General features: G+C 42.5%; 11 protein-coding genes. 9 read left to right on the top strand and 2 right to left on the bottom strand.

Features of this window, described 5'->3' with window-relative positions; translation table 11 throughout:
* Window positions 1–39 precede the first annotated feature (39 nt).
* Complete coding sequence (gene serB / locus ACQKCP_RS10800) at window positions 40–1,230, bottom strand: phosphoserine phosphatase SerB (protein WP_427612319.1); 1,191 nt, start codon at window positions 1,228–1,230, stop codon at window positions 40–42.
* Between the two features lie 449 nt (window positions 1,231–1,679).
* On the opposite strand from serB, the gene ACQKCP_RS10795 reads away from it, so the two are divergent.
* The 6 genes from ACQKCP_RS10795 to ACQKCP_RS10770 all read left to right on the top strand — a co-directional run bounded on the left by ACQKCP_RS10795 (window position 1,680) and on the right by ACQKCP_RS10770 (window position 6,744).
* Window positions 1,680–3,125, top strand: coding sequence for a hypothetical protein (locus tag ACQKCP_RS10795; RefSeq protein ID WP_427612318.1), 1,446 nt, complete (start codon window positions 1,680–1,682; stop codon window positions 3,123–3,125).
* A gap of 186 nt (window positions 3,126–3,311) precedes the next feature.
* On the top strand, window positions 3,312–3,548 hold the full coding sequence (locus ACQKCP_RS10790; protein WP_057761656.1) for a PA3496 family putative envelope integrity protein: 237 nt from the start codon (window positions 3,312–3,314) through the stop codon (window positions 3,546–3,548).
* Between the two features lie 271 nt (window positions 3,549–3,819).
* Window positions 3,820–4,377: a YecA family protein gene (locus tag ACQKCP_RS10785; RefSeq protein WP_057761653.1), complete on the top strand. Its 558-nt coding sequence runs from the start codon at window positions 3,820–3,822 to the stop codon at window positions 4,375–4,377.
* Window positions 4,378–4,488: 111 nt separating this feature from the next.
* Window positions 4,489–4,929, top strand: coding sequence for a YbjQ family protein (locus ACQKCP_RS10780; protein ID WP_057761652.1), 441 nt, complete (start codon window positions 4,489–4,491; stop codon window positions 4,927–4,929).
* 78 nt (window positions 4,930–5,007) lie between these two features.
* Entirely contained in the window at window positions 5,008–5,514 is a 507-nt protein-coding gene (locus ACQKCP_RS10775; RefSeq protein WP_427612317.1) for a YbjQ family protein, read from the top strand.
* A 306-nt stretch (window positions 5,515–5,820) separates the two neighbouring features.
* A complete protein-coding gene (locus ACQKCP_RS10770; RefSeq protein ID WP_427612316.1) occupies window positions 5,821–6,744 on the top strand; it encodes a bile acid:sodium symporter family protein in 924 nt (307 codons plus the stop codon).
* A gap of 174 nt (window positions 6,745–6,918) precedes the next feature.
* On the opposite strand, the gene ACQKCP_RS10765 is transcribed toward ACQKCP_RS10770, so the two are convergent.
* Complete coding sequence (locus tag ACQKCP_RS10765; RefSeq protein ID WP_427612315.1) at window positions 6,919–8,061, bottom strand: formate/nitrite transporter family protein; 1,143 nt, start codon at window positions 8,059–8,061, stop codon at window positions 6,919–6,921.
* A 260-nt stretch (window positions 8,062–8,321) separates the two neighbouring features.
* Here ACQKCP_RS10765 and ACQKCP_RS10760 point away from each other — a divergent pair, with 260 nt between their 5' ends.
* From ACQKCP_RS10760 to ACQKCP_RS10750, 3 genes are all read left to right on the top strand, one after another.
* Window positions 8,322–11,291: a valine--tRNA ligase gene (locus ACQKCP_RS10760; protein ID WP_427612313.1), complete on the top strand. Its 2,970-nt coding sequence runs from the start codon at window positions 8,322–8,324 to the stop codon at window positions 11,289–11,291.
* Window positions 11,292–11,374: 83 nt separating this feature from the next.
* Window positions 11,375–14,347, top strand: coding sequence for a reverse transcriptase domain-containing protein (locus ACQKCP_RS10755; RefSeq protein ID WP_427612312.1), 2,973 nt, complete (start codon window positions 11,375–11,377; stop codon window positions 14,345–14,347).
* Between the two features lie 127 nt (window positions 14,348–14,474).
* Window positions 14,475–15,770, top strand: a complete 1,296-nt coding sequence (locus ACQKCP_RS10750) for a VWA domain-containing protein (RefSeq protein WP_427612311.1) — start codon at window positions 14,475–14,477, stop codon at window positions 15,768–15,770.
* The last annotated feature ends 6 nt before the right edge of the window (window positions 15,771–15,776 follow it).

Genomic DNA, 15,776 nt, shown 5'->3' with positions numbered 1-15,776 from the left:
ATTAACCTAGCTTATGGAGTGGCATAAAGCGTTCTGCAATTACTCAGTAGGCGCCAGTGCTGGGTAGCCAAGAGCGTACAGAGTACCTTCAAGCCCTGTCACGTTGATAGCGGCATCAGCACGTGTTTGAACGATTGGTTTGGCATGATAGGCCACACCCAGATCGGCCAGTGCCATCATCGTTAAGTCATTAGCACCGTCACCGACACAGACCACTTGTGACATCTCAATGCCTAAGCGCTCAGCGGTATGCTCAACGATAGCGGCTTTTTTGGCACCATTGACAATAGGCCACTGTACATGACCAGTCACTTCACCTTCCTCGATATCTAGAGCGTTGGCATGTACTTCATCGATACCCAACTGCTCAGCGATATAACGGGCAAAATAAGTAAAGCCGCCCGAGACCAGCACCGTATGATAACCCAATGCTTTTAGCGCACTAATTGTCGTGCGCGCACCAATCGATAACGTTAGGCGACTACAGATATCATCAAGCACATCAGTAGAAGTGCCTTTTAGCAAAGCCACACGCTGAGCAAATGATTCATCAAAATCAATCTCACCGCGCATTGCTGCTTCAGTGATGGCTTCAACTTCTTCGCCAATCCCAGCCGTTTTTGCCAACTCTACGATGACTTCTTGCTCGATCAAGGTTGAATCCATGTCAAAGCAGGCAAGCTTGTGTGTCCGCAGCATATGACCAACAGACAGAATATGACAGTCCACGACGTTTATGTTGCCTGTGCTATCTGCACTGCGTGTATTGTTATATTCTTCAGTTAGGTCATGACGCAGGCGAGCGGTTAGTTGATCATCAATAATGTGAGCGGCTGCGGTTTTTTTGCCAGGGTGCATTAGTGTGTCAGTGACTGGTACTAGCAGATAACGGTAGACCTGAGTATGGGTAAAGGGTAGGCGCTGTGCGTCTGCAGCTGTAGGTTCTGTATCAGATACCGTGATATTGACGAAGCTAGCGTCAGTATCTTCGGCGACGGTCACTAGATGCCAACTTGGCTGTTCGTCGACCCACGATTGAACGTACTGATGAATATCTAATGCAGATACCTGAATCGGCAGTACGACGATGAGCGCAAAAACAGGTAGTGACTGTAGCGCATCAAAGTCTTGCAAATTGGTATCTTCGGGTAATAATGCCGCAATAGAATCAACGGCTTGTTGCCATGCTTTGCTGTCTTTTGGTAACGAATAAGATGTATTTTTTGGCATGGCTCAATTGTCCCTTGTATGCTCATATAAGATTAGGAATAATAACAGTTTTACTGGGCAGCGCCTATAGATGACGCGCAAAGTAACAATGATGCTAAAAAACAGATTTTATGGCGTAAGAAGCCATAGAAAATGCAATAAAGTTATTATGATAAATTTATAAAGCGCTCATGCTATAAGGCTTATTATGGTGATATAGTAGATGAGATAAGCTGGCTGTTGCTTGACGATGCTTTCTTATTAACGATGCCTTTGCAAAAGATTGTAAGGCAAAAGATAGCGAAGCTGGCAACAATATTGATAGTGTCGATAGTCGTTAATAATCAGTACTGTTTTATCACTATGTGCGCATTACAGTTAGCGCGCATCACAATTGTTTAAAAATTAGCCAAAAAATGAGCAGTAGCCTCGTTTTTTAATTTCTTCTCTCCAAAAAAGTTTAACATATCATGACGTATTTAGCGCCGCGGCAAGGGTTGTTTGCCATTATTCTTCTGGTTAGTTTTTGTTTGCAGACGCTGTTATTGGTCATTAGTACTGACCAACAGCTGAGCAATAGTCGTGCGTTAAAAGGCGAGCAGATGGTCGCCCAGCTGATTGATGAAGCAAGGTTGTCTTTAGAAAATGAAGACCGCGTGAGCTTAAGCGTTATTGCCAATCGCTATACCAGCGAGCAAGACGTCACACGGATACTGATTAAGGACAACAACGATGATATCTTGGTGCCAGTAGGCAATGCGCCGATGCAGCAAGGTGACACTATTCGTCAAATCGCCACCAATGGCGATGCAGTTATCGGTAGTGTTGCGCTGACCCTAAAAGACGTCAGCAAAGGCGAGATTATCGCCATGCAATGGCCGTTTGTTATTGGCACCATGCTGCTGCATTTACTGCTTTGGTTGATTTACGGTTACCTCGCTCGTCCGACCAAAGAGCAAATCAATGCATTAAGTCGAGATATCCAAGAGCTATATCGTGACCAATATAGACCAGTCGATCAACGTGGCTATGACCGTGAACTTGAGCGCCAGTCAGCGTCTCATTTAGCAGACAGTCAAGTAGCGACGGATAATACGGTAAACGCAACAGATGACGAAGTGACTAATGCACGCAAATTTAATGTGCATAATGAAGTGAACGAGTATCTTAGAACCCAGCAAAACCAAGAGACAGGTAGCGATACTGACAATCTAGCGAGTGGGAGTGAAGGTAGCGAAAGCGAAATAGCAGATACAGACGAGGTCACTTCTCAAGCTGCCAGCCATACGTCTAAGCTATCTGCCACACGGTCTGTTGATAGCGTCAAAGTCCAAGTCGTATTCCATGATGAGTTCAATATGCTTGAACGCCTTGCACCTGCGCAGCGTCTTCCGTATCTAGCACTCTGCACTCAGCTGTTCAATCAGGCCGTGACTGAGTTGCTAAGACAACCCTTGCTACTGGGCGTGAGTGCGATGAATGAAGCGCACTTTGAAGATAATGGCGCAAGTGTGGTACTAAAGGCTGATAATAGTCATGCAAAAGTGGCACTCGCAGGCGTGATGCTTGCCAAGCTTTATTTAATGCTCAACAAAATTATCCACGACAAGCATATTGAGCTGTCGCGCTTTGCTTTGCCAGCAAAAGCGGGTGTGAGTGATGACGCGCAATCAGAGCCAATGACTCATTTGCTCCAGAGTATTGGCAAAAAAGAGCAACTATTAATATTATTGCCAAATGCCGGTCTCAAGCAAATCAGCAATCATGTACAAGTACATAACATCATGCGCCCAACCACTGTCTATGAGCGCGAGTGTGCGATATTTGATGGTGCTAACGACTCATTGATTCAGCGTTTGGCTGATGTGCGCAACGCAGTTCTAATGATTGAAGATGAGGATGAGCTACACATTTAATGCCGACTGTATTTGGTCATTTATATTACAATTGTCTGTTATATAGCCTACTGGACTATCTTAATCGTAGAGTTGAAATGTACCATATTGCGAAAAAGGATTGACAACATTCAATAGAGACTTTATAAGGCATATATATATTGATGTATTCTTAATACCCTTGCCTAAAAATGATAGGAGTTTGTCATGAGTGACGCTGATATTGACGACGATTTTGATGATGATTTTGTCGACGATGATGATGCAAAGATGGTTGAAGAAGCTGAGACGAGCGTACGTACACGTTTAAGTAGTCTTGAAAAACGTCGGCTAATCGATAATTTGCTAGAAGAAAAGCGTTTGGCTAAAGAGTTAAAAGACGATCTAGACGACATAGACAACTTCGATGAAGACGGCGATGATTGGGATGATGACGATTTTTAATTTGTCGGCATCAGTCGTTTCAGTGGACTAAAGTGCTCTAGTGGCTATTTTAATGACTAAAATTATTCATCCCATCAAACTGGTTGCCTGCTATTTGCTAATTTTCTAGGTTTGATCGCAACCAGTTCATCTCGATAATACTTGCCTGATAGAGGTTGCTTGAGTTTGATTAATTAAGCAGCCTTTAATCTTAAACTAAGTACTCGTCCTCTTTTATTTAACCGATCGCCACTGCGATTGATGACATCTATCTGCTAAGGAAAACCAAATTATGAGTAACCAACTAAGTTTTGATGAATTACTAGACTATTTGGACAATCAAGAAAGCCAGTTCGTGCTAGATAGTGTCGCAGCGCATGGTTTTTTGACAGCGACGGTCATCGGTCGTCCATTGCCTAACTGGATGGATGCCCTGTTCGAAGGTCACGTAAGTGAGATTCCAGAAAACGTCATCGACGGTATCAAACGCTGGCGCGATTCGATCATGGCTGAGCTAAAAAACGAGACGCCGATCGAATTACCATTTGGTGAAGATGCTGGTAACGAAGAGGTGGCGGTTGATTTCTCCGACGAGTCAGACATCGTTGCTTGGTCAATTGGTTTCGTCGATGCCATGTATGGTGATGAAGCAAGCGATTGGTTTGAAGATCAAGAAACGGCAGAAGATGTCGCGGTATTGACTTTGCCAATGATCGTACTAAGCGGTATTGATGATGAAGATCCAGAGCTGTCTGAGATGCGTAAAGACGAAGACAAAATGGTACAAATGGCCAATAGCATCGAAGGCAATTTGACTGAGCTGTTTTTATTGTTTCATACCAACGATTAGTAAGGCTAACAAACAGCGTTGCTACTAGCAGTGCTGTTTCTATTTTGCCTATGCTGTATCAGAGCAGTTTGATTTACTATATGTTTTATAAGTTACCGATAAGGTCATCCTATGACTGTGCAACTCTCTAACCTTGAACACCTACCTAACTATCAAATCACCGAACGTCTAGACGTGGTGTACGGTAGTACCGTGCGCTCAAAGCACGTGGGTAAGGATCTATTTGCTGGGTTAAAAAACATCGTTGGCGGCGAGCTGACGGCTTATACCGAGCTATTAGAAGAGTCACGCCAAGAAGCAATCGATCGTATGATTGTCAAAGCAGAGGCGCTAGGGGCTGATGCAGTGGTCGGTCTGCGTTTTTCGACTTCTAGTATTGCCCAAGGTGCCTCAGAGTTGTTTGTCTATGGTACGGCGGTCAAGGTCGCGCCGATATCACAGCAGCAATATCAAAACCCACCAAGCGATGGTTACAACCATTCTAGTCAAAATACGAATACTCAGACCCAAGTCGCACCCGATGATTTACCGCGTTTTAATCCTTTTGGTTAATCCTATAATACTAAAAGCTACAATGCTAAAAACTATAATGTTAAAAGCACCGATGCTTTTTATGATGAGAAACGTGCTATGAATGATTCACTCACGCAAGTGCTCATCAATTATGGGCCGTTTGTCTTCTTATTCGCGGCTGGCTGGTTCTTTGGGTCGCGCCATGAGCGTCAGCATTTGGCACAGCTAACAGTAGCAGAGCAAGCATTGGGCGATATCACTGTCTCAAGCGAACGTTTATACCGTCCCAAGTTAGCAGCGGGTAGTGAAGGCGAGCTAGTGCTTGGTAGTGTCGTTATCGCTCAAGATTATTTCAAAATGATTATCGCTCGCGTATTGAGTGTCTTTGGCAAAAACTTAACCACCTATGAGACTTTGCTAGATCGTGCACGCCGTGAAGCCATCGTTCGTATGCGGACTGAGGCAAAAGCCAAAGGCTACACGCATATCTACGGGTTACGTCTTGAGGTAACCAATGTCAACCAATTAGGCAGTATGGTCGAAGCCATCGCCTACGGTACAGCTGTTATCAGTATCGACCATACTCACTCTACATCTGCTGTAAATCACAGAACCTCTGCTTAAATCATTTCTACTTTATTTTCAAGTGTAAAAACCTATAATTGACTGACGAGTAGTCAGAAAAATCAAAACCATACACTTTTACAACGATATACTGAATTTTGCCGTTCCGTTATTATTTCGGTTCGTAGTAACCAGTTTTATCAAACATTGTCGATTTAAAAAACACGACTGTATGGAAAAGTGTCATATAAAGAGCTGACAACGTCGGTAGCTTTTACCCAAGATATCAGCAGGATTGGCTGATTGAGCATGACGAGGTTGTCATAAACCTGCCCGTGTAAGGGCTCTATCTACAAGGATGTAGTTATGGAAGGTGTTGAGTTAGTCACGTTTATAAATGCAAAAGTCATTCCCATTAGTATCTTTTTGATTATGATGGGAATGGGATTGTCCTTAGTTACCAATGACTTTAAGAGAGTCGTCAAATACCCTAAAGCAGTCGCCATAGGCTTGACCAATCAGCTAATATTTTTACCATTGGTAGGTTTTGCTTTGGCAACCACTATGTCTCTCGAGCCAGAGTATGCCGTTGGGGTTATGTTGCTGGTACTGTGTCCTGGTGGCACGACATCGAATCTATTTACCTATTTAGCCAAAGGTGACGTCGCTCTTTCGGTCACCATGACCGCTATTGCTAGTGTCATTACCGTATTTACCATTCCTATCGTCCTCAGTTTTTCGCTCGTATACTTCATGGGTGCGGGTAGTGAGTTTCAGTTACCAGTGGTCAAGACCATGATCAGCCTAATTGCTCTGACTATCTTACCCGTCAGTATTGGTATGTTGATCAAACGCTATGCGCCTAACGCTGCCGATAAGGGACAGGTAATGGTGTCTCGTTTTGGCGTGATATTTTTGAGCTTCTTGGTACTTTTCTTAAGCTATGTGCAACGAGACATTATCGTTGAAGCATTAATCGCTACTGGCCCTGTGGCATTGATATTGAACGTATCGACGATGGCGCTTGGTTATTACACCAGTAAATGGTTCGGTCTAAACCATGCACAAAGACGCTCGATTACTATGGAAGTCGGCTTACAAAACAGTACGCTTTCAATGTTTATGGCATTGACGCTGTTAGCTAACTATAAGATGTCGATGACGCCAGCCATTTATACACTAATCATGTTCTTGACCGCCGGTATCATGGTCAGAGTATTTACTGCCCAGCATAATAAAGCCAAAAGAACCGAGATAGAAAATAGCGTATTGGCAGCACGTAGAATGTAAGAGGTTTAGGATAACCGTAGTAACGCATTGTTGCGCCAGTTGAGACAGTATTGGCAAACAAGCAGCAATGTAGGATGCAATAAAAAAAGCCCATAATTCGCTTTGTATAATGAAGCTGGTTATGGGTTTTTGTGTTTAGTGCTCGTTTTAATTCAAGCCAGTTTTGGCTCAAATCTAGAATCTTCGTCTGTCCATTTTCGCTCTTGCCTCAGCGGCTTGCTCTTTGACTTTTTCAATTTCGAATAAGAATGTACGGTTTTTGAGTACCGCGACGAATACCACGCCGCCGACCGTATTACCCACCAGTACCACGACTAAAAATACCAAATAGCGCCAAAGACTGACGGTATTGCCATATAGCAGTGCTGAAAATACCTCGATATTGCCCACGATACTATGATGCAAACCTAAAAACCCAATACTGCCAGTGATAAGCGTTACCAGTACGATACGGCTAAGCGTATCTCGTGCGGAGGTCACCAGCCATGCGGCCACGCCCATCATCCAGCCTGCTAGCACGGCGCTGCCAAAGATAACCCACCACTCAAAACCTAAGATATGCTCGGCATAGACATCGATAGCATGGTCTGTAAACAGATGCATATGCAGTCCTAAACCAATCATTAATGCTGCAAAGATACAGCCGCCAACGATATTGCCAGCGATGACGATACCCCATAGCCGCAGCAGTTTGTGCAGCGGCTCAATTTTATTTAAGACAGGCAGGCTCAAGAGGGAGGTCTGCTCTGTAAATAATAACGATTGACCAATCACCACGATAATAAAGCCGATTGGATACAGCAGTGACGACAGCACCATGGCATAGCGACTTGGTATCACGTCATTGAGCAAGGCAAACGCTGATAAAATCATAAAAAAGCTGATGCCAATCTCTAGCCCAGCCGTAAAGGCGCTGGTAAATAGCGAGCCAAGTGAACGCTCAAAGGTTTCTTTTGCGTGGATAACTTGCTCGACTAAGATACTGGCGTAGCTTTTCGCTTGGCTTAGATTGTCATCACTGGCGACCTTTTTGATGGTTTCTTTGTCTTCGTCGCTGATTTCTTCTGGTAAGTCATCGTTTTCTAAGTCTTCGGTGGCTTTAATAGGTTCGTCTGCGTCACTATCTGAAGTTTCGTTTGCATGACTGTCTGTAGTGTCGTCTGCGTCATTATCTACCTCAATGTCTTTAGAAGGGCTGCCGCTTTCTTTTGGTGTATCGCCATCTTCAGGCACAGGAGTAGTGGTACTCGCATTTGTACGCTCATCGTTTGGTCGATTAGCCTGAGAATCATGGTCATGCTCGGTATCTTGGGACACGGTTGGCTCGCTGGTTATAGGCTAATGATTTTGCTGCATAAGTAATCTCTATTATATTTCTCATTCTTCTGATTGCTGTTGTTAATTGATTAACAATTTGGGTAATAAATCGCCTTCAGGCTTTATAAATTGTCTTACCATCTAACAAAATCTGCCTATCTGCGTTAAAATCACACTATCAACTATTTTTCCTGTTTTTATAGCGTTTTACGCTATCTCATTTTGACCACATTCATTATCAACAATAAGATCACCCTATTATGAGCAATCCTAATACCGATACCAGCATTGATAGCAATGCGAAAACCAATCTGACCCAGTCGATCCAAGCGGCGCTAAGCCAATTAGAGAGCGCCTATAACCCTGCGGAAGTTGAAGCAGGTATGTATCAAGGCTGGGAAGAAAGCGGCTATTTTCAGCCGACTTTTGACAAAGACGAGTCGTTTTCTATTGCGCTGCCACCGCCAAACGTCACCGGCTCGCTACACATGGGTCATGGTTTTAATAACGCAATCATGGATGCGCTCACTCGTTATCACCGCATGGATGGCGACAATACGCTGTGGCAACCAGGTACGGATCATGCGGGTATCGCCACCCAGATGGTCGTTGAGCGTCGTCTGGAAGCGCAAGGTATCAAGCGCCGTGATATGACGCGTGCAGATTTCATCGATAAAGTATGGGAATGGAAAGAAGAGTCGGGCGGCAATATCACCAGCCAAATTCGCCGTTTGGGCAGCTCGGTTGACTGGTCGCGTGAGCGCTTTACCATGGATGACGGTCTGTCTAACGCGGTAAAAGAAGTGTTCGTTCGTCTATTTGATGATGGTTTGATCTATCGTGGTAAGCGTTTGGTGAACTGGGATCCAAAGTTCCAAACGGCATTGTCTGATTTAGAAGTAGAAAACCACGACGAAAAAGGTAGTCTATGGCATTTCCGCTATCATTTCACGGATACAGAGCTAACGACTCAAGATGGTAAAAACTATCTGGTCGTTGCCACCACACGTCCTGAGACTTTGCTTGGTGATACCGCTGTCGCCGTTAATCCTAGCGATGAGCGTTATGCACATTTAGTCGGCAAAACCATTACCTTGCCAATCACTGGCCGTGTCGTGCCTATCGTTGCTGATGATTATGTCGAAAAAGACTTCGGTACAGGCTGTGTCAAAATTACTCCAGCACATGATTTTAATGACTATGAGCTAGGTCGTCGTCACAGCTTGCCATTGATTAATATTCTTGATGAGCGCGCCAATATTTTGCCAGCGATGGAAGTTTATCCTGATTTGCAAACACGTGAGCCTGAATTAGAGACCACGCCGAGCGAATACGCAGGACTTGAGCGTTTCGCTGCGCGTAAGTTCCTTGTAGAGCAGGCAGGCGAGCAAGGCTGGCTAGAAGACATCGAAGACTACGCGCTAAAAGCCCCGCGTGCTGAGCGTGGTGGTACGATCGTTGAGCCGTGGTTGACCGATCAGTGGTATGTCGCGGTTAAAGAGCTTGCCAAGCCTGCGATTGACGCAGTAGAAGACGGCAGCATTGAGTTCGTCCCTGCGCAGTACAAAAACATGTATATGGCGTGGATGACGGATCTACAAGACTGGTGCATCAGCCGTCAACTCTGGTGGGGACATCGTATCCCTGCATGGTATGACGATGCGACAGGTGAAATCTATGTCGCCCGTGATGAAGCTGAAGTACGTAGCAAATACAACCTAAGCGACGATGTAAAACTGCGCCAGGACGATGACGTACTCGATACGTGGTTCAGCTCTGGTCTATGGACGTTCAGTACGCTTGACTGGGCAGACGTCAACGCCGATCCACGCGTGATGGACACCTTCCACCCGACCAGCGTGCTCGTGACAGGTTTTGACATTATCTTCTTTTGGGTTGCCCGCATGATCATGATGACCATGCACTTCGTGAAAAACGAAGATGGCACGCCGCAAGTACCGTTTAAGACCGTCTATGTGCATGGTCTGGTACGTGATGGCAATGGTCAAAAAATGTCAAAATCAAAAGGTAACGTCTTAGATCCGATTGATCTGATTGACGGTATTGAGCTAGAAGCACTGGTAGAAAAACGCACCAGCAATATGATGAATCCAAAAGACGCGGCCAAGATTGAGAAGCAAACGCGTAAAGAGTTCCCAGAAGGCATCCCAGCTTATGGTACGGACGCACTGCGCTTTACCTTTACCTCATTAGCCAGTACTGGTCGCGATATCAACTTTGATCTAAAGCGTGTCGAGGGCTATCGCAACTTCTGTAATAAAATCTGGAACGCCAGCCGTTTTGTACTCATGAACTGTGTCGATGGTGACAGCAACGCCAAGCCTATCGATCAAATGGCAAACCCTGACGTTTGGGAATTACCAGAAAAATGGATCATGAGTCGTCTGAACTCTAGCATCAAAGACATTCATCAGCATTTCGCTCAGTATCGTTTAGATATGGTCAGTCAAGATATCTATGAGTTCATCTGGAATGAGTACTGTGATTGGTACGTTGAGCTTGCCAAAGCCAGCCTAAATGATGACTCGGTATCGGACGAGCGTAAAGCGCAAATTCGCTATGTGCTGCTGCACGTACTAGAGACTGCGCTACGCTTCACCCATCCAATCATGCCGTATCTGACTGAGCAAATATGGCAGACTATCGCGCCGCTACTGGGTCGTAAAAACACCGACAGCATCGTGGTCGCTGACTATCCACAGACCGATGCCAGCCAAATCAGTGAGCAGACTGAAGCGGATATGGCGTGGCTACAAGAACTCATCGCGAGCGTCCGTAACATCCGTGGTGAGATGAAACTGGGTAACGCGGTACGTCTGCCAGTGCTACTCCAAAACGCCTCTAGCGATGAAGAAGCGCGTCTCTCACGTATCAAAAACCAATTCAAAGCGCTTGCCAAAGTCGAGAGCTTAGAGATCGTCAAAGAAGGCGATGATGTGCCATTGTCATCATCAAGCATGGTCGGTCAGCTACGGGTACTCGTACCGATGAAAGGGCTAATCGATCCTACGGCTGAGCTGGCACGTCTAGGTAAGTCATATGATAAGTTGAAAGGACAATCCGAAGGCATCGCGCGTAAGCTAGGCAATGAAGGCTTTGTCAGTAAAGCACCTGCGGAAGTAGTCGATGCTGAGAAGGCGAAACTGGCTGAGCTAGAAGGGCAGTTGACCGCGATGACGGCGCAAATGGAGCAGTTAAAGAATTTGTGAGAATTTATTGACTGGTTTAGATTTAATTAATCCAATGCACAGGGATGTGTAAATAAATAGTAGTGCTCCACAAGGACTTGAATGTGAATATAACAGCTGAAATGGTAGGAAAAGCATACAAGTATTTGAAAACGTATGCATATAATGAAAAATACAATTTGTTTATAAAGAAAAGAGTTGCAGAGTTCGAGTTCGCACAATGTCGAGAAAGAAATAATAAGTCTGCGCACTATCCTAATCTTAACTACTCACTATTGGAGGATTTTTTTCAGAATTTCTCCGAGAAAATAAATAATGAAAATTTTTTAGAGTCTGAAGAGTTTACTGCACTATTAAATAAAATTGAGGTCAGATATTTACCAAAAAGGTTTCTAGAGGTTAGTGACGAGAAGGATAGTTATAAAGAAGAAAATTTTTATACGAATAATAATTCGAAGGAAAGATATAAATTTGAAGGCTGTAACTTTATAATTGATGCTCCTATAGAGTTTCATTTACTTGATGTTCTCTGGTCTTTATTGGCGGGTAGTGAGTTAGATAACTCTTTATCTGACGATTGTTATGGGAATAGATTATCAAAAGACGCTAAAAGTTTTATTACAAATCATACGTCAGAATATAAATCAAATAAGATATATAAATACTACTTTACTCAATATGACCATTGGAGAAGAAAAGCTGTTAAGCAAGCAGCTTCTATATCCGAGAACAACGAAGATGTAGCAATTTTATCTTTAGATATAAAGTCTTTCTACTATAATTTGGATATAGATTTTAGGAACCTACCAGAAAATAAATACAAAAATTTAACTCTAATGTTAGAAGATGTTTTAAAGTCTTATAATTCTTTGAGGAGACAAAGCCTTGGATTAGGATCAAGTAAAAATAATTGTAATAAAAATACTCTTCCAATCGGTTTTGTTAGCTCATCGATATTAGGTAATTATGCATTAAAGCGCTTTGATGAACATATTTCCGAAGTTGTTAGACCTTCGTATTATGGAAGATATGTAGATGATATTTTAATGGTTTTTAAAAAACCAATACTGTCTTCTGAAGATACAATAAAGAACTTTATCTATAGATATCTAGGTAAGTTGATAAAGTTTGAAGGAAGCGAATTGACGGTTTGTCTAACTGGATCAATAAACTTAGATAATCCAAAAATTCAAATGAAGAAAGTGGTTTTACAACATTTTGGGAAAGATGATAGCAAGGCAGGACTGAAGTTCTTGAAGAAAGAATTGGATTCAAAAACTAGTATAATTAGTTTTCATAATAGCCATATTGATGAGGATTTAGATTTTTTCGCTTATAAGGCCTTGTATAGTCAGGAGGAAGACCATTTAAAGAGTTTAATAGGTGTAACAGAAAACAAAAGAGAACTGTTGAATTTTTTAAATAGCCATATTTTAGCAAATAAACTTTGTGGGTTTAATAACTCAACCGATATTTATTATAAGATAAAACATCTTTTTAAAGGTTTTAACATATTAAGATTTTATGGTTTTTGGCATAAAATATATGAATATCTTTTTGTCAATAATAGATTGACAGAAGCCCTAGAACTTAAAAGTATAATAGATTTGGAAATAATTTCGACTTCGAGTAAGGCTTATCTTGATATAGAAGATGAAAGATACCGTAACAGCCTTATCGAATCTCTTGAAGCGTATAATAATATATGCTTTCACCTAGCAAAAGCACCAACTGTGAATTTTTCGAGGATGGGAAAAGAGATTAGTTTTGTTGATATTTCACTGCTTTTACCCCCAGAAGAGGCGCTAGCACAAAAATTTAAAGTTAGTAATATTTTTAATCATGACTTGGTTGTATGGCCTTTAATAAACTATAGTAGTTATCGTGGGAGCTTTATAAATCAAGATAAGATACTTACTTCTACAGATCTAGAGATTGATAAGAATAAGGTGGAATACTCTCCAAGATTTATTAACTTTGATGAGCTTCAATTGTTGAAACTGTTAGAGAAAATAAACTCTTCTCCAGAAGGGCGCGAAAACGAGATTGCTTTTGACTTTGAACAATATTTCAAAGGATGTAAAGATGCCTATCAATATGGTTTCACTCTAGATAGTATTAAGGTTGAAACTAATCCTAATTTATCGAGTAACTCTCTAAAAATCGTAGATGTGAACTTACCCGATAATAGTAAGTTGGGTGAAATTGGTGTTGGCATAGCTAATATAAGAATTGATGAATCGGATATATATATAAATCTTAAGGATGATCAAGCACCTAACATATCTATCAAAAGATGGAATAAATTAAAAAATATTTTAGAGTCAGCTAAAAGAAATGAATGTGATCTGCTGGTTCTTCCTGAGGTCAGTGTACCTGTGCTCTGGCTACCGTATATTATATCCTTTTCCAGAACAAGAAATATAGGAGTTATATTTGGCTTAGAACATTGGGTATCAAAAAACAAAATAGCGTATAACTTAATGATTGAGTCTTTACCTTATATTGAGGGAGTAAAGCGCTACAGAAAGAATATTTTTACGGCAAGGCTTAAAAACCATTATTCACCTAGAGAAGATAGATTGATTAATGAATACCATTTAAAATCTCCTATAGAACCTTTTAGTTTGAATAAAGTAAGTTGTTACCATAAGGTCAAATGGAGAGGAGTATCTTTAGCTACCTACAATTGCTATGAGCTAGCTGATATTAATCATCGAGCTATATTTAAAAATGAAATAGACTTACTGGTTGCCTCTGTTTTCAATTCTGATACTAATTATTATGATCATATTATGGAGTCTGTAGTTCGAGATCTGCATTGTTACGTTGTGCAGGTAAACACATCCCAATATGGTGGCTCTTGTGTATTGCGACCATCTAAAACAGAACTTAAGAAGATGTTGTATCTAAAGGGTGGTGAAAATGAATGTGTATTAAAAACTACTGTTGATATATCTAAGCTGAGAGATTTTCAGTTTGGCAAAACAGGTTATACTTCTATATCAACAAACACCTTTAAAAGCGTACCTCCTGGATTTAACTATAAAAACTCACATAAGAGAAATAGCGATTAAGATTCTAGAACCAAATTGTCATACTGCCAAGTAAAAGAACTGCTACAGCAAATACTGTAGCGGTTTTTTAATGTCAGTAATTAGTCTATTATCTTTAAAGGAATAACACTTTAACGTAAGGAACACCATGAACCATCTCACCGTCGGACAACGCGCGCCTTTAAGCAATCTTGCTATTGATGATACCGCACCCATCACGCTCAAATTTACTCGCCAAAGCCCAATAGAGATGGACATCAGCTGCTTTGCCTTAGACGCAGCGGGCAAACTGATCAATGATGATTACATGGTGTTTTATAATCAGCCAACCTCACCATGCGGGCAAATCAAGCTCACGCATTATGAGTCGCAGCCAACGGCGAATAAAGGCATCCAAGCCGAGTTTGAGGTCAACTTATCCAAACTGGCTGCGAATATAGACAGCTTGTTTTTTGTATTATCAGCCGACACCCCGCTCAATCAAATTCAATCGCTAGAGATTGGCATTTGGCAGCAGTCGCAAAAGGCACAGGCAGAGTATCAAGCAGCAGATTTTGCCCAGCAGCAAGCCAGTATGTTGATGCAGCTGTATCGTAAAAGTGGCGTTTGGCGAGTATCCAACGTCGCGCAAGGATTTAATGGTGGACTTGCTGCCATCGTGCAGCATTTCGGTGGTGACGTAGAAGAGGGCAGCTCACAAGCAGATGTGACCGCAACGCCAGTGCAAGCAAAACCGTCGTTAGAGAAGGTCATGCTAGACAAAGCGCCAAAACTGGTCAATCTGGCCAAAAAAGCCACGATATCGCTTGAGAAACGCCAATTGCAGCAATTAACCGCAAAGGTAGCGTTGGTGTTAGATGCCTCAGGTTCAATGAATAGACAGTACAAAAAAGGCCGCGTGCAAGAGGTAGTCAATCGCATATTGCCATTGGCAGTGAACTTCGATGACGACCAAGCACTAGACTGCTGGGCGTTTGCCCGAGATCCGCAGTATTTGGGCGAGATTGGACTGAGCAATTATGACGGTTTTATCAACAACGCTCATGGCGGCTGGCGCAAATGGGCACTTGGCCCACGTGTGAATAACGAAGCAGAAGTCATGAAAGCCGTGACGGAGTTTTATCAAAAAGACGGCCTAGATGTGCCTATCTACGTGCTATTCATCAGTGATGGTGGGGTGAATGACAATCGCGGTATCACCAGAGTCATGACGGAAGCGGCGAAACTACCGATATTTTGGCAATTTGTGGGACTGGGTGGTCGCGGTTATGGCATTCTTAAGAAATTAGACGACATGACAGGGCGCGTAATTGATAATTGCGACTTTTTTGAATTAGATGACTTGGACGACATTAGCGAAGAAGCGTTGTATGAAAACATGCTAGAAGAGTTTCCAATGTGGCTAAAAGAAGCCAAGCAACTAGGCATAGTCAATTCACTATAAAAATAT

Origin of the sequence: Psychrobacter sp. NPDC078631, from assembly GCF_050268165.1 — a bacterium.
GTDB lineage: Bacteria > Pseudomonadota > Gammaproteobacteria > Pseudomonadales > Moraxellaceae > Psychrobacter.
This window is presented reverse-complemented; position numbering and strand designations above follow the sequence as displayed.